The following is a 21,788-nucleotide window of genomic DNA, read 5'->3' as shown; positions in this document are numbered from 1 at the left end:
GCTTAGAGGATTCGAATCTCTGACCCCATCATTACGAATGCATGGGAAGATGGGCCGAAAAAGCGAGGTTTCCTGAGTTTTTGGGACGCTAAGTGGGAGGATAATTCCACCTCACCCACGCAAGACCCAAACGCAACGAAGGTCCAGTTTGAGCGAGTTCCTAGCGAAAGCACTTCCGTAGGAACGAACTTCAAAAGCGACCGGCGCCACACGCCTTTGAGCTTGTGGACACCGGGGAGAAGATCACCACGAGCGGCGACTTTCTGAAGCAACGCAGGGTGGCCGAACGGCAGCAATTCGGGTGGAAAGAAGTCATCGGCATACTCGCGGGCAGGGCGCGTTACGAAGTAGTACGAACCTCGATCATTAGCTAAGATTCGACTGTCCGTTATCGGCCCAGAAGCGGTCAAACCAGATGCTTGGCCGCAATCGGTTCACGATGCTCGCTGCACGACATTCTTATTGCTTGGAAAAGCAGATCGCTTTTTTCGTAGAAAAGAAGCTGCGCCGTATTTTCTACTACAACGCATTCTAGATTGGGATTTTTCGCGCAGAATTCCGCCACCTCTTGATAGGGCAGCCAATCATGCTCCTGGCTGTGAATGAACAAAACAGGCGAACTATCTGCCACCTTCAACAGCGCCTTCGTCCAGTCAGTCACCCAATAAATCAATTCATCGACCGATCGCCTTGGCGTTGAAAAGAAATCTGCCATCGCGTTCTTCGCTGGGCGGTAATATCTCGGAGAAAGCAGCAACTTGCTATCGTGTTTCGATTCAGCGAATTGCGACTTCATGACCGTGTGTTCGTGCTCCTCGCTCTGGGCAAAAGTCTCGCCGGCAAAGGCAAATGGAGCATAGAGCAGTTCCGGGGTGTGCCAGGCGGTATGGAATATCCGTCTGCTGCCCTCCGGCATTTGTAGGAATTGCTCCTCTTTGACGAGTGGAATCCCGGTGTCCAGAAGCGCGACGGATGAAAACCGGTCAGGGAACTTGGCCGCAGCATGGATGGCGTAAACACCTGACATGGCATGTCCTGCAATCGGAATACGCTCTATCCCGAGGCTGTCGAGGACGCGCAGGCAGTCCTCTATGAAGGCCATCGGTTCAAACAACCCATCGTCAGCCGAAGTTTGCCGCAACCCTGGTTTGTATGGAGCAATTATTCGCAATCGTGCTTCGGCGGCGCAGTCGACGAGGTGCTGTGTGGGTTCTGCTGACGAAGTATGGCCGTGTAGGAACAGCACCGGCAGCCCTTGTGCGTGGCCGTAGTGCTCGTACTGCAACCTTCGCGTATCAGGCAGATCCAAGATGGTCGTCGACTGAAATTGATCCCCGAGCTGAGCAGTCGAGTAGCTAACAGTGTGATCATCCGGCTTGGCAGCAACAACATGCATTATGCCGGTTATCAAACCGATCAACTCACTTTGATGGTGCGCATCCGCCTTCGTGAGGAGAGATTTGACCTGCTTGCGCACAGTGCCGATCGCCCGGCTCCTATGCTGTGCGATCTCGTTGATCTGAAGTCCTGCGTAGAGCTCTTTCGCGATTTCCAATTCTGCCGAAGTTAGGTCGAATGATCGTTCGAGAATTTTCGCTCCGGCAGTGGTCCATCCTGCCTGGCAGGATTTGACCAGGAACTGTTCGCCGTCGGCCGGTTGCGTGAATTGTTCGTCCTGCAGTTTCTCGAGAATGACAATGTCTTTCCCTCCATCTGCAAAGTGATAGCGTGCCGCTACCGCGACATCCTCCCCCGCCGGCCAAACGGACTTCTTCCCATTGTCCAGGCCACCGGCATCGGCCGTAACCAATCGCTCGATCCTGTCGAGGACTGACCCCTTAGCTTGTAGCTGAAAGCGATCTCGAAATTGCGCATTGGAGGCGATCAGCGTCCCATCCGCCCGTACGATTGCTGACGCGAAATTCTGAGCGTCCAGAAAATCCTGGATTGACTGGCGCCGGGTCATTTTTGCGGTTTCAAATATCTTTAGCGCCAGCCGGAAATGCTGCTCCAACTCAACGCGCGACGGCACACTTTCACGCGACCCTTGCAGGATCGGTGCGATCACACCCCTTTCCCATGCCTTGGAGAACTCCAGGTAAAGCTCCGGGCGCAATGCCGACGCGTAAATCGATGAGATTATTTCGGAAACCGATGATTGCTGGTCCTTCTGCATGGAACCTCCAAAATCGACAAAGCCGACATCCGAACCGTCAATTACCGGCAATAGCCCTCGGTATAATAACTATCGAAAACAAAATCCGGACACAAATTAAATGCGCCGCATACCCCATCTGGGGCATGACCCGAATTTACTGACATGCTCTACTGCTGTTGAATTTGACAAAAAATATCAGCGGCTGGTGGAATCGTACTTCGGCATGATTGATAGTTTCAGGCCGCCCATTTTTTCTGCCATTGTTCGATGCGAGAATTTTTGTCGAGGGGGCCAGAAACGAGATGATTAATCGCACTGCTCAAGCTCATGCATCCAATTTTGTATGCCGCCAAGGCCACGGACGGCTAGGCTCTCGCTTTGGGCTTGCAGGGTCGTTGATAGCAATTGCGGCATTGTGTTCCTGCAGCGAAGCAAGCAGCAGCGGAGGTGGAGATAGTCCAGGAAGCGATACAGCAGTCGGACTTGGAACTGCGCCTATCTCGCTTTCGGCTGCCCTGGCCGCAAGCTCCGCAGCTCCACGACAAGCGGCCGACAGCTGTCCGTTTCTCAGCGATGCAACCGCGATTTCGACGGTCAAGAATGCAGATGATTTTGTGCTCCGGACAGCCTCGAACGAAGAGTGCGTCTGGAACCGCAATATCGGCTTCGAGATAGCTGTAACCGTCGAGCCTGCGTCTTCAGCAACGCCGATCGCAAAACGCCTGTATAATCTCGATAACCCGCCTGTCATTGAGCCGCAATCCGGCCCAGGGCGCAATGCGGCAGTGGCGCTGGATCCGACTTGGAAGGAACGCGATCCGCGGCCCTATGCCTTCGGTTTCAACCTCGATGACAATTACATCTTCATCAGGACAACCGGGGTTTATACCTCCGTTGGCCAGCTGCGCACTGCCGCGAACGAGATCGCGGCAAAACTGCCCAACGCGCCTGCGGTATCGGCAGCCGCGACAACCCCGGCGGGTCCTGCGTTCGATGTTTGCGGCATCTGGAGCGAGGCTGCACTGCGTGATCTGTTCGGCGTAGTCGAAGGAGGCAATGTCTCCAGCCATGCCAGCAACGCGAAAACCTGCATCGCCAGCATCTTCCCCAGCAGCAACGCGGGGAACAAGGTCTCGCTCGATTTCATCTTCTCCGAGCCGACACCGAATGAATATGAATTTCGCAAATCGAAAGGCTGGACCCCGGTCGAACTGGCGGGAAAACAGGCTTTGCTGCGCGAGAAGGAAGACCAATTCGGCTTCGCTACCCAGTACATCGCACCCATGGAAAACGGCAGCTTCGGGCTGACCATAATATCCGATGATCCGGGCATGAAGGAAAAGGCGCGGCTTCTGTTCGAAAACGCATTGTCGCGGATCAGCGACTGAACCGGGATTACTCAAGATGAAACTGAAAAATATTCTGATCGCAGCGGGACTAATATCACTGGCCTCACTCAGCCCCAGTGCAACAGGTGCGCCAGCCGAAGGATATGGTTATCTCATCTGCAGGGGAGGGTCCGATATTCGACCGATTATGCAAGCCAAGTTAGGTGTGATGAACATTTTCATCCCATTCAAGAGTGGGACAAGGGGATGGAACGAGAGCAATGGACGATTGGAGCCTGGGCAATGCGTCTGGCCTGATCGACCACTCAATAGGTTCGAGCCAAATCTCGCTGCATTCGCGATCCCCAGAAGCGTCAATACGGAAATCGACTGGAGCAGTTTTTTCTTGCCCTTGAAGAGATTTCGCAAACGCGTTGTTACAGACTACGCGGTTCAGGTTTCTCCGATAGAAAAGGGTGTTTCCATTGATATACTTGAGCCGCAGGGACCGGATTCAACGCGTCCATTTGAAAATGTGATGCGTATTAGATTTTCAGAAAATGAATATTTTACGCTCGCGGTAAAGAAAGATTATTCGTCGACGAGAAGTAGGGAAAAATATTTCACAGCTTCTCGAATACTACAAGGAGCGGTCACTGGTGAGGCCATCAAGCTAAATCAGGGCGGAAAGGTGGAGGTCAGGTAAAATGATACGCAACATCACATTCGCGGTATTTGCCAGCGCACTGCTCCTCTCTGCCCCCAATGCTTGGGCGCAGGAGAAACGTTCCGTGCACACGCTTGGTTCGGCCACCGACGTCTGGCGAATAGAACTGCGGACGCTTCGCGCCTTTCTGGCGATGTCGGCGGGCGATTCCGATGGTGTAAGCGAGCTGCAGAAGCTGGAAATCAGACTGGCCGGAACTGACAGCCAGTCCCACGCCGTCACCGAGGTTAACCCCTTCTTTCGCGTAAATGGTGGGCCGCGCACGACCAGGAATGTGATCGACGTGGGGATTGGTGATCGCGTCAATCTCGACCGGTTAGAGCCGGGCAGAGAGAATACGTACGACATGTGGGTGCACGCGCGGCAAAGCAACGCGCCGGGTGCTGGCGGCCCCCGACTGGTATTCCAGATCAGCGTGAACGCGCGGGAACTCGATTGCGTCAGCGACAATATCTGCGGGCGTGGCAATACGGGTGTCGTAACCTACGATATCAGCCTGCCGGTTCCCACCACCAGGTCTTTGAGATGCATTCCCGAAAACACGTATCGGATATCGGCTGTCAACGGCGCAACCATGCGACTGAGCCCGATTGTCCAGGGCAGCGACCGCAGCGTGGAAACGATTGCGCCGCGATTTAGCGGGTCGAGCACCGGTGCAAAAATCGCCTCCGGATCGGGAGGTCCGCACTTGGCAATGCAGAGCGGCGAGATCTGCATATCAGCCACCAGACTGCTTCCAAACCTTCCCGATGTCAGGCCGGAAGCCCCCAGGATACCGCGCGACCGCAAGATCCCCGGACGGTGACCCGCAAACCATAAGGAACAGGCGATGAAATTCTGCAGCAGATCTGGATGTTTTCTGGGTGCCCTAGCCGTGCTGTCCCTGGGCATGCCGCCAGCCGTGTCCGCGCGAACTACTTATGATAACCAGACACTAGGCTCTGCCCCGGACGTATACCGTATCGAAATACGCAATCTCAGCCTGTTCAAGGTGCTGGAGACGGGCGACAATGACGGGACAGCGGAATTGGACACGGTCAGGGTAACGCTGTCCTCCTATTCCGGAAGCGAACCTCCCGTTGGAGTCCAGGAGGATCAGTATACTGAAGACCAAACCACGTTGTTCAACCGGACCACGAATTCAGGTGCCGGCACCTCCCCTGTTGGTATCAGGGTTGATGACTTCGTCACCTTTGCCGGACGTGCCGTAAGGGCAGACGCAAGAAACCTATGGATACATAGCCGACGCACGAGAAAGCCGTCCGGAGAACTGGTCCCCATCACCTTATCTGTCTTTGCATCAGAGAGGGACTGCGCCGGCAACCGCAATTGCTCCAGGGGAAGCCATGGTGCGGTCAGTATTCAGTTCACGCTCCCGGATTTCCCCGTCCCGCCAAGCACGGAATGCAATTCCTCCAACACCTTCAAAATGATGCCTGTCGACGATCAGTTGAAGATTATCGGAATTGAGGATTCGACTGTCTTCTCATACGCAAAACCAGGCTTCTCGCGTTTCACGCTGCTGACCAAGCACAAGAAGGGCGGCCCTCGGTTGATGCCCTTCAATGCCGACATCTGCATCGCCAGCACAAAGCTGGCGCCGTGAAGTCCGATCGCGCGGAGAAAGTTCGCTCTGGTTGGCTTGAAATGGAGAGATTTGCCATCAGCCAATTGCGCAGATTGATCCTGCGCGGTGTTGCAGGATGTTCACAACTGGGTTGATAGCAAAACGGCGGGAATTGCCGTGCGAGATCCGCTAACCGGACCGACAGCCATCGTCCCAGTAACAGGCGGAGAACCCAGGTATGGGTTTTGGTTGGGCAATTTGCTTTTGCAGCCACGACTGACCCAAGTCGGCCCCAAACGCGTTACAAGCCGAACGTCCTTTTGGCTTGGAGCTGCGATTTACCTGCTGAAGTTATGGTGCCGCTTAGAGGATTCGAACCTCTGACCCCATCATTACGAATGATGTGCTCTACCAACTGAGCTAAAGCGGCATTCCAGCGCAATGTCTGCGCAAGAAGTGGAGGCCCGAGCCGGAATCGAACCGGCGTGCAAGGATTTGCAGTCCTCTGCGTAACCACTCCGCCATCGGGCCGAGCCCGCACAGCACATCGCTGCATTGCGCGGGAAGCGGCCACCTAGCGCCCTTCCCACTGCAATTCAATCGCCGATTTCATGCCGCAGCCCCGACCTTTTTTCGAGGGTGGCGCGCGGGAAGCGATCTTGTATGTGAAAGTTCATGACTGTCGCTCGATTGCTCGCGCCGATCACCGCTGAAGGCGGCCCGGTCACCTTACCTGCCGATGACTGGCTCCAGGGACGCACGCTCTACGGCGGGGCCAGCGCGCTGGTCGCCTATACGGCGGCCATTCGCGCATTCCCGGACCTGCCCCCCTTGCGAGCAGGGCAAGTCGGCTTCGTGGCCCCGGTTGGCGAGAAGATTGAAACGCGGGTGGAGATGGTCCGCCAGGGACGCAATGTCGCGCAGGTGCGGTCCGAATTGCTGGTCGAGGGCAAGGTCGGCCTGACCGCATTCTGGCTCTTCGGCACCCCACGCGAGCCCAATGCGGTCCACCCTGCTCCCAAGGCAGACCCGTGGCCGGGTTCGCCCGAGGAGTGCGAAACGGTGATGAGCGACAAGGGGCCGCCCTTCATTCGCAACAATTTCGAACTGAGACGCGGGCAGGACGAGCGCGGCCCCGGAGCACCGGTGGTACGTCGCTGGTTCCGGCTCAAGGATGCCAGCGGTCTGGATGCGGCATCGCAATTGATCCTGGTCGGCGACACCCTTCCGCCGGGTTCGATGCGGGCGATGCAGCGGCCGGGGCCAATCAGCTCGATCAACTGGTCGTTCAACATCCTCGAGCCAGACGCGCGCACGCGCGACGGCTGGTGGCTGGGCGAAACCGCCAGCCAGCACGCCGACGGTGGCTATTCAAGCGAGCGATTGCGGCTGTGGAACGCCGATGGGCTGTTGGTCATGGACGGTCTGCAAGCGGTGGCAGTGTTCGGCTGATCATTGCGCGGCGACCGCGCTGCCCCCGACCGGTCAAACGTCGGTGTAATTGGCCTTGCGCTTTTCCATCCCGGCCATGACCGCTTCGACCTGATTGGGCTGGCGGATGATAGCCTCCTGCTCGATGCTTTCTTCCATCAGGATTTCCGACGTGGTCAGGTCGTACATCTTGTTGGCGATACGCTTGGCAGCTTGCATGGCATGGGGATTGCGATCGGCAATGGTGCGGGCCAGTTCGGTCGCAGTCTTGAGCGGATCGTCCGAAAGTTCCGTGGCTAGGCCCAGCGTCTTGGCCTCGGCTCCGTTGAATTCACGATTGGTGTAAATCAGCTCGCGCAGGATATCGTCGCGCACCAGCCCACGCCATAGCTGGTAACCGCCCATGTCCGGCACCAACCCCCATTTCATCTCCATGATGGCCATCCGCGTTGCGGGATGGACGATGCGGATATCCGCCCCACTGGCAATCTGCAGACCGCCTCCAAAGCATACTCCGTGAACAGCGGCGATGACCGGGACCTTGAGCTTGCGCCATTGGGTCGCGACCTGCTGCGGCCGGTTCGAATCGCCATGTGACCTGTCGGTCAGCTTGCCGTTTCCCGAGCCCTGGGGATTGGCGAAGTTCGACAGATCGAGCCCGGCGCAGAAAGCCTTTCCTTCACCCGACAGGACTACAACCCGCACGCTGGCAGCATCCTGCAGCGCTTCTCCCGCCGCGATCATCGTCTCGAACATTGCATTGTCGAGTGCGTTCATCTTGTCGGCGCGGACGAAGCGGACCTGCGCCACCCCGTCATCGTCAAGCGTGATCGAAACGCGGTCGTTGTTGGGGAAGTTCATGGAGATCTCCTGAAACCTTGTCTGCGTGCAGGAATCGCGGATCAGGAGCCGCCTGTCCAGCCCGGACCATCGGGCAGGACCGCTATCGGCGCAACAGTCCGCCTGCCGCCATGCTGAAAAACCGGTCGCGGGTGAAAATCAGGTGATCGAGTAGCGTCAACTCGACTGCGGCCCCAAGATCCTGCAGGCGGTGGGTGGCGACGATATCCTGCGCGCTGGGGCGGCATTGGCCGGACAAGTGGTTGTGAGCTAGCACGATGCTGCCAGCCCCAATCGCCAGAGCGTGATGGATGAGCGGTCTCGCCCGCAGTACCAGGAAGTTATCGTCGCCGATAATCAGGGTTTCGTCATGCAGATAACGGTCCCTGTCGTCACAATAGACGACATGCAGGCGTTCCTCGTTGGCATCTGCAAAACGACTGTGAAGATAAGCGAGGAACAGCGGGTCGGCGATCGCCGTCGGCATCGACTCGAGACCGCGAGCGGCAGGAAATGCCTGCGCGGTGCTCGATGAGAGAGGCTCGTGCAGGCCCATCAGGAAAAGCTTGCCCGGTGATCGACAGGGGCAGCGTCACGCCAATCGCGATATCGACCGATGGTCGTACTGCGGTGATAGTGATGGGCCAAACCGCCAGCGAGGATAAAAAGCTGGAACCAGAACGGTGTGGTGTACAGCAGGAAATATGACAGGCTGGAAACCGGTTCGACCATCATGCGCACGAGGTGCGCCGAAAACGCCACCAACTGCGCCGCCGCCAGCACCAGCGGATAAAACCGGTTCGCCCTCAGCGCTATGAGAACGAACGCAAACAGGGCTCCAGTATCGAGCAGCAGGTGCCAAGCGTCGATCACTTCAAAGGTGGGAGACGGTCCGAAAACCGCGTGGTAGCCGCGATCAACCAGGATCATCGCGAGCATGGTTCCGGCGCAGGCCCGCTCAGGGCCCTTCCCTTTCCAAATCGCAATCAGGAAGAGAAGGGCCGTAGCGAGGTTCTGGACCAGAAGCCTACTTTCTATGAGTTCCTGGAACATCACTCGGCCTGACGCTCGCGCTCAGATCGCGACAGCCGGCTCGGCGGCTTCGATTGCGCTCGGCGTGATATGGGTTTCGCCTTCTTCGTCGGGTCCCATATATTCGCGGCTGACCTTGTTGAGTTCTTCATGGACGCGCAGCAGATTGGTCGACATGGCCAGCGCCTGCTGTTCAGCCTGCATCAGGCGCAGCATCGCCTTCTGGCAAGCATCGACGCCGACTTCAGGATTCTGGCGCGCGACGAGAATCACCTGCTTGAGCTTGGCGCAAGCCAGCATGGCTTCGTCGGTAACGGCTTCGGCTTCGCGGATCTGCTTGCGGATCTGGCGGGCATCTTCGACGATACGAATGGACATGGTTCGGCACTCCGATCAGGCAGCCGGATTGCTCATCTCCGTCTGCGTGGTTCCGTTGCGGGGTCCGAACTCTCTGCTTCCCGACGCCTCACTCATTGAGAGTGCTGCCGTCACCACCAGTATGACCAGAACGATAAACGCAAGAGCCAGCCCAATGATGACGGCAAGGCGATAGAGGACAGCATGATCGCCGTCGAGCACCCCGGGGACGACCCGGGGCTCGTTCCTGACCGACCAAGGCGCCTCGATCGCAAGTGGCGCTACATCAGAAAGGACGAATTCCCCGGGTGCGACCCGGACTTCCGAATCGTCCATTTCCTCTGGTTGTGGGACTTGAGAATTTCTGGATGCAAGGTTCCTGTAGGGTGCAGATTCGCCGGAATCCCTCACTTCCAGCCTGTAGCAATCGACAAGATCCTTCAGGTTTTCGACCTGGTAAGCATCCTTCAGGGCGCGGATATGCTGGTTTACACGGCTGTCGGACACACCCATTTCGCCAGCGATCTGCTTGATCGGCATGCGCCGATCAATCCTGACGAGGACGTCCTGTTGACGGTCGGTTAGCGCGCTGAACCGTGGCGACCGCATGGGTAAATGCTCCTGCTGCATCGGTCCGGGTACCCCAAGATGGCATACAACTCAATCGGACCGCTTGTATAAATACGCCAAATCTGGCGATGTTCCGATAGCTGGGGAACCGGAATGCCTCAGGCCGAGGCGAGATACCGCTTGATGTTGCGGGCCGCCTGGCGAAGCCGCTGCTCATTCTCGACCATGGCAATCCGGACGAATCCTTCGCCTTCCTCGCCATACCCCACTCCGGGTGCGACCGCGACTTTGGCTTGCGTCAGCAACTGTTTGGAGAATTCGAGGCTGCCCAGATGCGCCAGAGCCGGCGGAATCGGCGCCCAGGCAAACATCGATGCAGGCGGTGGCGGGATGTCCCACCCTGCCCGGCCGAAGGATTCGACCAATACGTCGCGGCGCTTGTGGTAAATCCGGCGATTCTCTTCGACCACATCCTGTGGACCGTTGAGCGCAGCGCATGCACCCGCCTGGATCGGTGTGAACGCGCCGTAGTCGACGTAGCTCTTGACCCTGGTCATCGCGGCGATGAGGTCGCGGTTGCCGACAGCGAAGCCCATGCGCCAGCCGGCCATCGAATAGGTCTTGGACAGCGTGGTGAACTCGACCGCGACATCCTTGGCCCCGGGCACTTGCATGATCGAAGGCGTGGGCTTGTCGTTGTACCACAGCTCCGAATAGGCGAGATCGGACAAGACCCAGACGCGGTTCTCCTTCGCCCAGGCCACCAACCGTTGATAAAAGGCCAGGTCGACCACTTCGGCCGTCGGGTTCGAGGGGTAATTCACCACCAGGACGCTCGGCCGCGGCACGGTAAAGGCCATCGCGCTTTCCAGCGCCTTCCAATAGGCCTCGTCCGGAGTCGTCGGTACCGACCTTATGGTCGCCCCCGCCAGAATGAAGCCAAAGGTGTGAATCGGGTAGGATGGGTTGGGCGCTAGGATCACGTCACCGGGTGCGGTGATGGCAGTGGCGAGGCTTGCCAGCCCTTCTTTCGAGCCAAGCGTCACGACGACTTCGCTCTCCGGATCGATGTCGACTCCGAACCTCTTGCCGTAATAATTGGCCTGGGCGCGGCGCAATCCCGGAATGCCGCGTGATTGCGAATAGCCATGGGCATCGGGCTTGCGCGCCACTTCGCACAGCTTGTCGATGACATGAGCGGGCGGCGGGCGGTCGGGGTTGCCCATGCCGAGGTCGATTATGTCCTCGCCGGCCCTGCGCGCCGCATGCCGCATCGCATTCACTTCGGCGATGACATAGGGCGGCAGGCGCTTCATGCGGTAGAAATCGGTATCCATATGTCCCGTCTATAGTGAACCTTCGGTTCTGCAGGCCTGCAGAAAAACCTTAGTGTCCCAAAGTTGCAGGGGCTGCAATCGGCCAGGGCAATCGTATGCGCAGTCCGGGCGGGGTTTAATCCTTGTGTCGCATGACACACTGGCGCAAGAATTCCCGGTAAAGGAAACCTGATGAGCGATACCAAAGACCCCACCGCCGCATTTGCCAAGATGTTCGACCTGCAGGACGAGGCGACCCAGACGATCTTCGGACAGATGATGCCCGGCGCGCCGACGCAGGTGCCGCAACTTGAAGACCTGGGCGAATGGGCCAAGAATGCCGGGACAATGCAGTCGATGTGGCTGACTTTCCAGGCTGAGCAGGCATCGAAATTGTCGAAGGAAATGCCCGACCCGACGCGTTGGATGGCCTATCTCGATAGCTTCCACAAAAGGATGCCGATGGTCGACCTCGCCGCCCAGCAACAGTTCTGGGGAGACGCCATGGATATGTGGAAGGGCGTTCTGGGGAAGTTCGGAGGGCAGTTCGGCGACAATTCCGAGGAAACGCCCGACCTGCCACGCAATGATCGCCGGTTTGGCGACGAACGCTGGCGCAGCAACCCGGTGTTTGCCCTGATCCACCAGACCTACCTGCTGATGGCCGAACAGCTCGAAACGATGGTCGACCGGCTTGACGGCGTGGATGACGATAAGCGGGAGCAATTGCGCTTTGCGGTCAAGGCGCTGGTCGATGCGCTCAGCCCGGCAAATTTTGCCGCCACCAATCCGGTAGTCCTTGAACGTACGCTGGAAACCAAGGGCCAGAACCTGGTCAAGGGCATGCAGCACATGCTCAACGATATGCGCCGCGGTCAGCTGACGCATACCGATCCCGATGCTTTCAAGCTGGGAGAGAACATCGCGGTGACGCCGGGCAAGGTCGTGCACGAGACACCGATGTACCAGCTGATCCAATACTCGCCCTCAACCGAGGACGTGTTGGCAGTGCCGCTGGTCATCTTCCCGCCCTGGATCAATCGCTTTTATATCCTCGACCTCAACCCCAAGAAGAGTTTCATTCGCTGGGCGGTCGAGCAGGGACTGACAGTATTCGTGGTAAGCTGGAAGTCCGCTGATTCCTCGATGAAGGACGTGGTCTGGGACGACTACATCCGCAGCCAGATCGATGCGATCGATCACGTTCGCGAGCGGCTCGACGTGCCGCATGTCCACACCATCGGCTATTGTGTCGCCGGCACGACATTGGCGGCAACGCTGGCAATCCTCGCTCGACGCGGCGAACAGGACAAGGTCAAGAGCGCGACCTTCTTCACCGCTCAGGTCGATTTCAAGCGGGCAGGCGAATTGCTGCATTTCATCGACGACAAGCAAATAGCCGCAATCGAAGCCATGTCAGGTGAAGGCTATCTGGACGGGCGCTACATGGCGGCAACATTCAACCTGCTGCGCGGGACCGACCTGATCTGGAACTACGTCGTCAACAACTACCTGCTGGGCGAGGACTATCCGGCCTTCGACCTGCTGCACTGGAACGGCGATGTTACCAATTTGCCGGCCAAGTGGCACAAGGACTATCTTGAGCAACTGTACCGCAAGAACCGGCTGGTCGAGCCCGATGCGCTCAGCGCCGACGGCACGCCAATAGATCTGCGCAAGGTATCGGTCCCGACCTATGTCCAGGCCGGCAAGGAAGACCATATCGCGCCAGCCGAAAGCGTCTGGACGATCCGCGATCACTTCACCGGACCGATCCGCTTCGTGCTGGCGGGCTCGGGCCATATCGCCGGCGTGGTCAATCCGCCCGAAAGCGGCAAGTACCAATACTGGATCAACGAGGCGGACGATCTCGCCACGCTAGACGAGTTCCGCGAAGGTGCGACCGAGCACAAGGGGAGCTGGTGGCCGGACTGGATCGAATGGATCCGCGCGCAGGACAGCAAGACTATCAAGGCCAAGGGCAAGCGCAAGCCGGGTTCGGGCAAGAACGACAAGGTTATCGAGGATGCTCCAGGGCGGTATGTCGCCTCCCGTTAGCCTACCGGCGCTAAGCTAAGACATGTATTTCAATTGCTTGGCCACCGATTTTCTGGTTATGTTGCAGTGCACAAAAAATCCTTGACTTCGCAGTTGCAATGCCTATTTTGTGCACTGCAACATAACCTGCAATCGAAGATCAAGGACGAAACACCATGGCCGACAATGCCACCAGCAAGATCGATGCCGCCGCCGAGAAGGCTTATGCCGAGGCTGCCGCCGCGAAAGTAGACGCTGCCAAGGTCGAACAGGCCGTGGAAGCGGACGCCAAGCCCGAACCCAAGGTCGAGGCCGTGGCGAAAGCCGTCAAGGCACCGGCCAAGAAGGCGGCACCGAAAAAAGCCGCCAAGAAGAAGGCTGCCAAGGCAACCGTGCGCAAGCCGGCTGCCCGCAAGGTTTCGGCCAAGAAGGTCGCTCCCAAGAAGATTGCCACCAAGAAGAATGTCGCTGCCAAGAAGGCCGCGCCCGCCAATTCCACCGTTTCCAAGCTGAAGGACACCATCATGGCTACCGACACCACCAAGATCGCTGACGCTGCGAAGACCTTTGCCGCCGACGCACAGACCCGCCTCAAGGGCGCTTACACCAAGAGCACCGAACTCGCCGGCGATGTCGTCGAATTCAACAAGGCCAATCTCGAAGCCGTAGTTGCTTCGGGCAAGGTCCTCGCCAACGGCGTGCAGGAAATGGCCCGCGAAGGTTTCGAAAACAGCAAGAAGGCTGCCGAGCAGGCTCGCGAAGACGTCAAGCTCGTCGCTGCTGTCAAGTCGCCGACCGAACTGGTCAAGCTGCAGGGTGAACTGGCCCGTCGCAATCTCGACGCCGTCGTCGCCTACAGCTCGAAGAACACCGAAGCTTGGCTGAAGCTTGCTAACGAAGCATTCGCTCCGATTTCGAGCCGCTACAGCGAAGCCGCCGAGAAGTTCTCGAAGGCTGCGTAAGCATACGCGAACAGTTTGAAGGCCGGGTACCCTCTCCTCTCCCACTCGGCTGGATTACTGGAAGGGCTGGATGGCAATCGCCGTCCAGCCCTTTTTTCATGAGCTGTGTCTGTTCATCCTGGACGGTTCAGCGGCCTCGAAACCTCTCGCATTTGGTGCTCGCAAGACTTTTGCGTGATCGACCATCTTGCATGGGAAGCGGACGATACGATATTGCCCCTCGTGATGACTGACCTGATCCGCCCTGAACACGCCTTTCCGTGCCGCCTTGTGCGGATGACGGAAGGGGACGATTCCAAGAATGGCGACGGTGAAGGCCAGGTCGGCATCGCCACCAAAACCCGCAGCAAGCCCAAAAAGCCAAGCCAATACAAGGTGCTGCTGCTGAACGACGATTACACACCGATGGAATTCGTCGTCATGGTCCTCAAGCGGTTTTTCAAGATGGACCTGGACGAGGCAACCCGGGTAATGCTGCACGTGCACCAGCGCGGTGTAGGCGTATGCGGCATTTTTCCTTACGAAGTGGCCGAGACCAAGGTGAACCAGGTCATGGATTTCGCCAAGCAGCACCAGCATCCGCTGCAATGCACGCTCGAAAAAGCGTAGCAATCATTACAGTTGCAAGAGCGTTCGCCGCGCTTTCGCTAGACCCGTTTTCCCGCTAGAGCGCGTCGGGTGGCCACAATACCGGCCCGGTGACAATGTGAGCGACTGACCCCAGGGTGTTGAAATTCCTTCCCTCGATTGATCGCTACATCCTGCGGCTGACCATCGTGCCGATGATGTCGGTATTCGTGCTGGCGGCGTCGCTGCTGCTGCTCGACAAGATGCTGCGGCTGTTCGATTTCGTCGCCGTCGAGGGCGGCCCCATCGGCGTCGTGTTCAAGATGCTCGGCGCGCTGATTCCCGAATATGCCAGCCTCGCCATCCCACTTGGCCTGTTGCTGGGTATATTGTTCGCTTTCCGAAAACTTGCCACCACCAGCGAACTCGACGTTCTGCGCGGTGTCGGGCTGAGCTACGGCCGGCTGCTGCGAGTACCGTATTTTCTGACCGGCATCCTCGTCGCCGTGAACATTGCGCTGGTGTTCTACATCCAGCCGATGAGCCGCTATTACTACGAACAACTCGAATACGACCTGCGCTCGGGCGCATTGGGCGCTTCGATCAAGGTCGGGGAATTCAACACCGTGGCCGAGCGCATGGCGCTCAGGATCGAAGAAAGCGAAGACAACGGTCGGAAGCTTAAGGGCATCTTCGCCCGGGTCGCCAACCAGAAGGGCCAGGTCCTGTCGATCAGCGCTCGCGAGGGACGCTTCCTCGCCACGACCGATAGCGTCGATACCATTATCTTGCGCCTGACCGATGGCACCATCATCCAGGATACCGGTCTGAAGAACGGCGGGGCGCAGACCCCGCGCGTGCTCAGTTTCACCCGGCACGATTTGCCGATCGACCTGCCCCGAATGGAGGAATTCCGTGCCCGCGGCGATGCCGAGCGCGAATATATTCTACCCGAACTGTTGAAAATCGGCTGGAGCGATCGCGAGAGCGAGGCCAAGCGCGATGCCAGCCAGGCCAGTTTCAATTTCCGCCTGGTGGAGGTGGTGATGATGCTGCTGATGCCACTGTTGGCAGTCGCGCTGGCTGTCCCGCCCAAGCGCTCGACCAGCGCGCTAGGCGTGTTCGTTTCGATCGTGATGGTGGTCAGCTATCACAAGATCAATCAGTATGCCGAGGATATTGCCGCCCTCGGACGGGTTGATCCCATCATCGGCCTATGGGGACCCTTCGCCCTGTTCGCCGCGCTGATCGTGTGGATGTACTGGACCCTTGCGCACAAGCCGGGCGGTCAGCCGATCGGGGCGCTCGAAAGCGTCTTCGCCAAGCTGTCCAAGCGCATCGGCAAGCTGTTCAAGCGCCGGCGCCATCGGACCGATGACTTCGCCTCTCCCACCGTGCCTGAGCCTGCCGAGTAGCCGATCATGCATCTCGATTTCTTCCCTTCGCGCACGTTGACGCTCTATCTCGCCAAGCTGTTCATCGTGCGCATCCTTGCCATGCTGGTGATGCTAGTGCTGGTGTTGATCATGCTCGACCTGCTTTCGACGAGCGGGGACATCCTGGCCGTCGAAGGCAATGGTCAGAGCGAATTGCTGACCTATGCGGGCCTGCGCATCCCGCAGTTGATCCAGCGATTCCTGCCGTACTCGGTCCTGCTGGCGACAATCATCTCGCTCATCACCCTCAACCAGAACAGCGAAGTCGTGGCGATGAAGGCAGCGGGCCTGTCCGCACACCAAGTGCTGGCTCCGCTGCTGCTGACCTCCGCGCTCGTGGCAGCGGCAAGCTTCGCCTTCAACGAACGGGTCGTCACCCGTTCCACCGCGACGCTCAAGGCTTGGGAGGCGACTGAATACGGCGCCCTGCCCCCCGGCTCCGACACCAAGGCCAATGTCTACATCACCGACGGCACCAATATTCTCACTGCGCGCACGGTTACCGGCAGCGGCAAGGGCATCGTGCTGGGCGGAGTCACTTGGTATGGTCGCGGGCAAGGCGGACAGATATCCGAGCAAATCCGCTCGCCGCAGGCACGTTTTGTCGATCCCGGTTGGGAACTGGACAAGCCGCAGCGGTTCGAGGTCGCCACCGCCAACACGACTAACGCTGATGCCATGGTCGTCGGCGAGGGGCTGACGCCGCAACAGATCGAGCTCGAGGCCATCGATCCCGATAGCCAGCCGTTTTGGGATCTGGGCGGCGCCATCGATGCCTATGAGGAGACAGGCCGCCGCACTGCCGAGTTGCGCGCCAAGTGGTGGCACAAGCTGTCGGGGCCCCTTTCGGCATTCCTGATGCCATTGCTGGGCGCTGTCGCCGCCTTTGGCCTTGCTCGGTCTGGACAGCTGTTCGTCCGCGCGGTTATCGGCATGGCGTTGGGCTTTGCCTATTTCGTGGTCGACAATGCTGCGCTGGCCATGGGCAGTTTTGGCGGCTACCCGCCGTTCCTTGCTGCCTGGGCGCCGTTCTTCCTGTTCCTGCTGGTAGGCGAGACTGTTCTCATCCGGACCGAGGAATGAGCGACTGGTCGCTCCGTCTGGCGCGGCCGGACGATGCACTCGCATGGCCGGCCATCGAGCGCGCCGCAGGAGAATTGTTTCGCGGCGACCCCGATCTTTCCGAGATCAATTTCGACGAGACCTGGACAGCGGGCGACCTGCGCGCATTGATCCACAAGGGTCATTGTCTTGCAGCTTATATGGGCGAACGCCCGATTGGTTTCCTCGCCACCGAGCCGTTCCGACGGGAACTGCATATCTGGGAGGTTTCGGTTCATCCCGACGGGCAACGCAGGGGTATTGGCGCAGGTCTGATAAGAGCCTGCATGGTCGATGCCCGCAATTCTGGCTTCGTCGCCCTCACCCTCACCACCTTTCGCGACATCGAATGGAACGGGCCGTTCTACCAGCGTCTCGGCTTCGAGGAAGTCACCGCGCTCGATGCCCATCCGCGCTTGGCGAGCGAATTGGCGCTGGAGGCCGATAATGGTCTCCCCGCGGAGCGGCGCTGCGCGATGATCCGGTTCCTCGATTAGCTGAAGCCGGGAACCAATGCGGAAAAGCTCCGTTGCTCGCCGCAATGTCGCCACGAAGGATCAATGACATGAACAAGTTTGCAATTCCTGCCCTCGCCGCAGCGCTTACCCTGGGTGCCTGTGCCGAAGCCAATGCGCCTGAAGCCGCCGATGGCGATGCTGGCGACACCACGATTGTCCAGCCGACCGCGGCTGAAACTCAATATGTCGAAACGCCCGTCGATACCGACGAAGGTTCGAGCGTCGAGATCGATGGCGGCGATGTAGACGCCAAGATCAGCGAAGACGGTGTCGAAGCCAAGGTCGACCTCAACAATTAAGCTCGCATTCCGACAGAGTGCGAAACGGGGCCGCTGGCATGATGCTAGTGGCCCCTTTTTTCTATAATCTCAGGAGCGGCGGCCCGCAGTCATCGTGCTACGGGCGATCCGCCCGACGAGCGTCAACATCCCGGGATGATTGGCCCCATGATAGGTCGAATCGCCACCCAGTTCCGAATGCAGTCGGCGATGAGCTTCGGGCAGATCATGATACGGCATCGACGGCATCAGGTGATGCAGCGCGTGATAGCGCAAGCCGACCGGAGCCCAGATTTCGGCAATCCTGCCCGGCGGCGGCACGTTGACGCTGTCGAGAAACTGCGCGGTAACGGTCATCGCCTCGCCCTCGTTCTCCCACAAATGGGCAACCAGCGTGCGCAACTGGTTGAGCAGCGCAGTCAGACTGAGAATGGCGAGTGCGGTCAACAGCGGAGCCCAGCCGAGCACGAATACGCTGCCTATCAACACCCATGACCATATAAACACCCCGGTCTCCTGCCAGAAGACTTTCGGCTTGAGATCACCCTCCGGCGGACGGCGGCGGAAATCAGGATTGATCGACAGGGCCGAAAATCTTTCCCACACATAGCGGCGCAGTGGCGGCAAAACCGCGCCAAGCGGCACCAGGATTGCCGAGCGGATCATCAGCGCAATCGGCGCCAGCAGCGCCACCAGCACGAAGATCGGCAACGTCCAGGGTTTCATCAGCGCCAACGGGAGATACTCGGGATCCTCGATCGTCCCGTACTGGGTGCGCTTGTGATGCAGTGTATGAACGCCCTCGTACATGAAGCTCGGCGTCAGCAGCGGGATGCCGACCAACAGGTTCCAACCGAGCCGGAAGCCGGGCAGCGCTTTCTTGTGAATGTGGGTGAGTTCGTGAATGAACATCAGCGCGCGATAGAGCGCCAGCGCGGCGACAAGTCCGGCTGCGATCTTGACGGCCAGCGGCTCGAACACGATAGCAGCGGCAATCCCGGCATAGCCGATGCCGACAGAAGCCAGCATATCGGGCCAGTAAATCGCGCCCTTGGCTTCACCCAGATCTTTCACCAGGTCCCTTGCCGCACGGAGCATGGCCTTGTCGTCCGGCAACTGGGCGTGCCAGCCACGTTCGGGCGTAATTGGTGCGGTCTGGGCCGCATCGAAGGAAGGTTCGGTGTTCATGATCTCGTATCTATGGAAGGCCTTTACCCCATCACGGGTGCGAAGGACAAACGCGGCATCTCTAACAGAGTAATCGACTGGATCGCTTGACTTGGCGCAATATGCACACGCAGGGATGCCACAAGCTGAACAGGAGCGGTGCCGCGAGCGATGGGTGCAGAGATAGAAATTCGTTCCGTGACCGACAAGGCCGGTCGCAAGGCTTTCGTCGACCTCGGTCTCGCCATGGCCCGCCAAGTGCCGCATTCGGTACCGCAATTGCGCTCCGAGATGCTGGAGTTGATCAACCCGAACAAGAACCCGTTCTTCGGACACGCGACGGTGGCGTTGTTCATGGCTTATCGCGGCGATCGCCCGGTAGGGCGGATCTCCGCCCATATCGATCATCTCGCGCTGGAAATACCGCCTGAACAGGGGATGGGGCCAGGCACCGGCATGTTCGGCTATTTCGACGCCGAGGATGAGGAGGTAGCGGCCGCGCTGCTGACCCATGCGGAAGAGTGGAACCGTGCGCAGGGCATGACCCGGGTGCTCGGCCCGATATCCATGTCGATCTGGGAGGAACCCGGCCTGCTGGTGCGCGGCCACGACCATTCGCCAATGATCCTGATGGGACATCATCCGGAACATTACAAAGGCTGGATCGAGGCGGCCGGCTACGCCAAGGCCAAGTCGCTGCTAACCTATGACATTGTCGTGCGAAACGAGTTCCCGCCGCTGATCAATCGCATCGTCCAGTCGGGCGAACGCAATGCGCGCATCACGATGCGCCCGGTCGACCTGTCGCAAATCGACCGCGAGATCGACATCATCCTCAGGATACTCAACAACGCCTGGTCAAGGAACTGGGGCTTCGTACCGTTTACCGAGGCCGAAGTTGCCTATGCCGGCAAGAAGCTGAAGCAGATCATCCACCCGGAAGTGAACCGGATCTGCGAGCTCGATGGTGAACCGGTCGCTTTCATGCTGACCTTCCCCGATATCAATGACGTGCTTAAGAAAACTGGCGGTCGGTTATTGCCGTTCGGGTGGTTCCACCTGCTGCGCTGGATGCGAAAACCGGTAGGTGCGGGGATGCGGGTCCCGCTGATGGGTGTGGTCAAGGAGGTGCAGAACTCGCGTCTCGCCAGCCAGCTGGCTTTCATGATGATCAACGATATCCGCGAGACAGCGCTCGACCGGTTTGGCTCTGAACGGGCCGAAATCGGCTGGATTCTGGACGATAATCAGGGGATGAAGGCTATCGCTGACGCGATCAACAGCAAGGTCAACCGTGAATACTGGATTTTCGAGAAGTCGCTCTGATATGGGAGCCCCAACGTGAAGGCCCCCGCTTCACTGGGAAGCGGGGGCCTTACGGGATCGTATCACCTGCCGTTTGGACGGGAGGGGGGTCTCGGCGGTGATATACAGGGAGAATGCACCCGGGGCGGAACAGTTCCCGCCTCAGCGAAATTATTTTTCCCAAGCCGACTTTTGGCGAGTCGATAATTTTATTGCACCGAGCGGCCGTCTTGCAGGAACCACCCTCGCGCATGGCCGTTGGAGTCCACACCTCTAGGGAAGGGAACACATGTCCGTATCACAACAGGTCGCAGCTCATCTTCCGTTTCTGCGCCGCTATGCCCGCGCACTGACGGGATCGCAGCAGAGCGGCGATGCGTTCGTCCGCGCAACGCTTGAGGCCGCAGTGGCCGATGAGGGGCTGCGCGAAAATCTCGGCGAAGGGCGGGTTCCGCTCTACAAGGCCTTCAATGCCCTCTGGTCGAGTGGCTTTCTCGAAGTGGAAGGTGAGCCTGACCAGCCCGGACAGCATGAAGCTGCCGCGGCAGATCGCCTTAACTCCGTGACACCGCTTAACCGGCAAGCCTTGCTGTTGACCACGCTCGAGGATTTCTCGGTTGAGGAAGCGGCGGATATCATGGGTATGTCGACCGATGATGTTGAAGGGCTTGTCCGCGAAGCAGTCTCGGAAATCGACCGTGAATCGGCAACCAATGTCCTCATCATCGAAGACGAACCGCTGATCGCCATGCAACTGGAGGACCTTGTCCGCTCGCTCGGTCACGAAATCGCCGGCACCGCCGCTACGCGGACGCAGGCGCAAGAAGCTGTTGAGAAGGAAAAGCCCGGCTTGGTGCTGGCCGATATCCAGCTGGCCGATGGCTCGTCGGGCCTCGACGCCGTTGACGACATTCTCGGCCAGTTCGAAGTGCCGGTGATCTTCATCACTGCCTATCCGGAACGCCTGCTGACTGGCGACCGGCCCGAGCCGACCTATCTCGTCACCAAGCCATTCCAGGAATCGAGCGTGCGTGCAGCGATCAGCCAGGCGCTGTTCTTCAATTCAAGCCGCCCGCTCTAATACGCTTCAG

General features: G+C 58.8%; 22 protein-coding genes and 2 tRNA genes. 14 read left to right on the top strand and 10 right to left on the bottom strand.

Features of this window, described 5'->3' with window-relative positions:
• Window positions 1-406: 406 nt before the first annotated feature.
• Window positions 407-2,176, bottom strand: a complete 1,770-nt coding sequence (locus ACXYL9_RS03965; RefSeq protein ID WP_459038285.1) for a bifunctional helix-turn-helix transcriptional regulator/alpha/beta hydrolase — start codon at window positions 2,174-2,176, stop codon at window positions 407-409.
• Between the two features lie 596 nt (window positions 2,177-2,772).
• On the opposite strand from ACXYL9_RS03965, the gene ACXYL9_RS03960 reads away from it, so the two are divergent.
• Genes ACXYL9_RS03960 through ACXYL9_RS03945 form a run of 4 tightly spaced genes read left to right on the top strand, consistent with a single transcriptional unit; the run spans window position 2,773 to window position 5,819 of the window.
• The gene (locus ACXYL9_RS03960; protein WP_459038284.1) at window positions 2,773-3,546 is read left to right on the top strand and encodes a hypothetical protein; all 774 of its coding nucleotides are present in this window, start codon (window positions 2,773-2,775) and stop codon (window positions 3,544-3,546) included.
• 16 nt (window positions 3,547-3,562) lie between these two features.
• On the top strand, window positions 3,563-4,192 hold the full coding sequence (locus ACXYL9_RS03955; RefSeq protein ID WP_459038283.1) for a hypothetical protein: 630 nt from the start codon (window positions 3,563-3,565) through the stop codon (window positions 4,190-4,192).
• 1 nt (window position 4,193) lies between these two features.
• Window positions 4,194-5,018 (top strand): hypothetical protein, encoded by an 825-nt coding sequence (locus ACXYL9_RS03950; RefSeq protein ID WP_459038282.1) that lies wholly within the window; start codon window positions 4,194-4,196, stop codon window positions 5,016-5,018.
• 24 nt (window positions 5,019-5,042) lie between these two features.
• Entirely contained in the window at window positions 5,043-5,819 is a 777-nt protein-coding gene (locus tag ACXYL9_RS03945; protein ID WP_459038281.1) for a hypothetical protein, read from the top strand.
• Window positions 5,820-6,134: 315 nt separating this feature from the next.
• On the opposite strand, the gene ACXYL9_RS03940 is transcribed toward ACXYL9_RS03945, so the two are convergent.
• Both ACXYL9_RS03940 and ACXYL9_RS03935 read right to left on the bottom strand, forming a co-directional pair.
• A tRNA-Thr gene (locus tag ACXYL9_RS03940) sits at window positions 6,135-6,210 on the bottom strand.
• Between the two features lie 27 nt (window positions 6,211-6,237).
• Window positions 6,238-6,311 (bottom strand) — tRNA-Cys (locus ACXYL9_RS03935).
• A gap of 144 nt (window positions 6,312-6,455) precedes the next feature.
• Between ACXYL9_RS03935 and ACXYL9_RS03930 the strand changes: the two genes are divergently transcribed.
• The gene (locus ACXYL9_RS03930) at window positions 6,456-7,232 is read left to right on the top strand and encodes an acyl-CoA thioesterase (protein ID WP_459038280.1); all 777 of its coding nucleotides are present in this window, start codon (window positions 6,456-6,458) and stop codon (window positions 7,230-7,232) included.
• A gap of 33 nt (window positions 7,233-7,265) precedes the next feature.
• On the opposite strand, the gene ACXYL9_RS03925 is transcribed toward ACXYL9_RS03930, so the two are convergent.
• The 6 genes from ACXYL9_RS03925 to ACXYL9_RS03900 all read right to left on the bottom strand — a co-directional run bounded on the left by ACXYL9_RS03925 (window position 7,266) and on the right by ACXYL9_RS03900 (window position 11,347).
• Complete coding sequence (locus ACXYL9_RS03925) at window positions 7,266-8,072, bottom strand: crotonase/enoyl-CoA hydratase family protein (RefSeq protein WP_459038279.1); 807 nt, start codon at window positions 8,070-8,072, stop codon at window positions 7,266-7,268.
• An 82-nt stretch (window positions 8,073-8,154) separates the two neighbouring features.
• Window positions 8,155-8,538, bottom strand: a complete 384-nt coding sequence (locus ACXYL9_RS03920; protein WP_459038278.1) for a JAB domain-containing protein — start codon at window positions 8,536-8,538, stop codon at window positions 8,155-8,157.
• Window positions 8,539-8,606: 68 nt separating this feature from the next.
• Complete coding sequence (locus ACXYL9_RS03915; RefSeq protein WP_459038277.1) at window positions 8,607-8,990, bottom strand: hypothetical protein; 384 nt, start codon at window positions 8,988-8,990, stop codon at window positions 8,607-8,609.
• A 135-nt stretch (window positions 8,991-9,125) separates the two neighbouring features.
• On the bottom strand, window positions 9,126-9,461 hold the full coding sequence (locus ACXYL9_RS03910) for a hypothetical protein (protein WP_459038276.1): 336 nt from the start codon (window positions 9,459-9,461) through the stop codon (window positions 9,126-9,128).
• A 15-nt stretch (window positions 9,462-9,476) separates the two neighbouring features.
• Window positions 9,477-10,049: a helix-turn-helix transcriptional regulator gene (locus ACXYL9_RS03905; RefSeq protein WP_459038275.1), complete on the bottom strand. Its 573-nt coding sequence runs from the start codon at window positions 10,047-10,049 to the stop codon at window positions 9,477-9,479.
• 119 nt (window positions 10,050-10,168) lie between these two features.
• Entirely contained in the window at window positions 10,169-11,347 is a 1,179-nt protein-coding gene (locus ACXYL9_RS03900) for an LL-diaminopimelate aminotransferase (protein WP_459038274.1), read from the bottom strand.
• Window positions 11,348-11,518: 171 nt separating this feature from the next.
• On the opposite strand from ACXYL9_RS03900, the gene ACXYL9_RS03895 reads away from it, so the two are divergent.
• The 7 genes from ACXYL9_RS03895 to ACXYL9_RS03865 all read left to right on the top strand — a co-directional run bounded on the left by ACXYL9_RS03895 (window position 11,519) and on the right by ACXYL9_RS03865 (window position 18,246).
• Window positions 11,519-13,384 (top strand): PHA/PHB synthase family protein, encoded by a 1,866-nt coding sequence (locus ACXYL9_RS03895; RefSeq protein ID WP_459038273.1) that lies wholly within the window; start codon window positions 11,519-11,521, stop codon window positions 13,382-13,384.
• 155 nt (window positions 13,385-13,539) lie between these two features.
• Window positions 13,540-14,325 (top strand): phasin family protein, encoded by a 786-nt coding sequence (locus ACXYL9_RS03890; RefSeq protein ID WP_459038272.1) that lies wholly within the window; start codon window positions 13,540-13,542, stop codon window positions 14,323-14,325.
• 276 nt (window positions 14,326-14,601) lie between these two features.
• Window positions 14,602-14,934: an ATP-dependent Clp protease adapter ClpS gene (clpS, locus tag ACXYL9_RS03885; RefSeq protein ID WP_459039854.1), complete on the top strand. Its 333-nt coding sequence runs from the start codon at window positions 14,602-14,604 to the stop codon at window positions 14,932-14,934.
• Window positions 14,935-15,053: 119 nt separating this feature from the next.
• The gene (locus tag ACXYL9_RS03880; protein ID WP_459038271.1) at window positions 15,054-16,307 is read left to right on the top strand and encodes an LptF/LptG family permease; all 1,254 of its coding nucleotides are present in this window, start codon (window positions 15,054-15,056) and stop codon (window positions 16,305-16,307) included.
• A 6-nt stretch (window positions 16,308-16,313) separates the two neighbouring features.
• Window positions 16,314-17,411 carry an LPS export ABC transporter permease LptG gene (lptG, locus tag ACXYL9_RS03875; RefSeq protein WP_459038270.1) on the top strand — a complete coding sequence of 366 codons (1,098 nt, stop codon included), beginning with the start codon at window positions 16,314-16,316 and terminating at the stop codon, window positions 17,409-17,411.
• The gene (locus ACXYL9_RS03870; RefSeq protein ID WP_459038269.1) at window positions 17,408-17,926 is read left to right on the top strand and encodes a GNAT family N-acetyltransferase; all 519 of its coding nucleotides are present in this window, start codon (window positions 17,408-17,410) and stop codon (window positions 17,924-17,926) included. The genes lptG and ACXYL9_RS03870 overlap by 4 nt, the downstream gene beginning before the upstream one ends.
• Window positions 17,927-17,994: 68 nt before the next feature.
• Window positions 17,995-18,246: a hypothetical protein gene (locus ACXYL9_RS03865; protein ID WP_459038268.1), complete on the top strand. Its 252-nt coding sequence runs from the start codon at window positions 17,995-17,997 to the stop codon at window positions 18,244-18,246.
• 69 nt (window positions 18,247-18,315) lie between these two features.
• Here the strand turns inward: ACXYL9_RS03865 and ACXYL9_RS03860 are convergent, their stop codons facing one another.
• Complete coding sequence (locus tag ACXYL9_RS03860) at window positions 18,316-19,413, bottom strand: fatty acid desaturase family protein (RefSeq protein ID WP_459038267.1); 1,098 nt, start codon at window positions 19,411-19,413, stop codon at window positions 18,316-18,318.
• Window positions 19,414-19,563: 150 nt separating this feature from the next.
• On the opposite strand from ACXYL9_RS03860, the gene ACXYL9_RS03855 reads away from it, so the two are divergent.
• Both ACXYL9_RS03855 and ACXYL9_RS03850 read left to right on the top strand, forming a co-directional pair.
• Complete coding sequence (locus tag ACXYL9_RS03855) at window positions 19,564-20,718, top strand: N-acetyltransferase (protein WP_459038266.1); 1,155 nt, start codon at window positions 19,564-19,566, stop codon at window positions 20,716-20,718.
• Window positions 20,719-20,986: 268 nt separating this feature from the next.
• Window positions 20,987-21,778 carry a response regulator gene (locus ACXYL9_RS03850; RefSeq protein ID WP_459038265.1) on the top strand — a complete coding sequence of 264 codons (792 nt, stop codon included), beginning with the start codon at window positions 20,987-20,989 and terminating at the stop codon, window positions 21,776-21,778.
• Window positions 21,779-21,788 lie beyond the last annotated feature (10 nt).

Source organism: Qipengyuania sp. CAU 1752 (assembly GCF_054482615.1).
The sequence above is the reverse complement of the archived record's forward strand: the minus strand, read 5'-3'. Positions and strand labels throughout refer to the sequence as shown.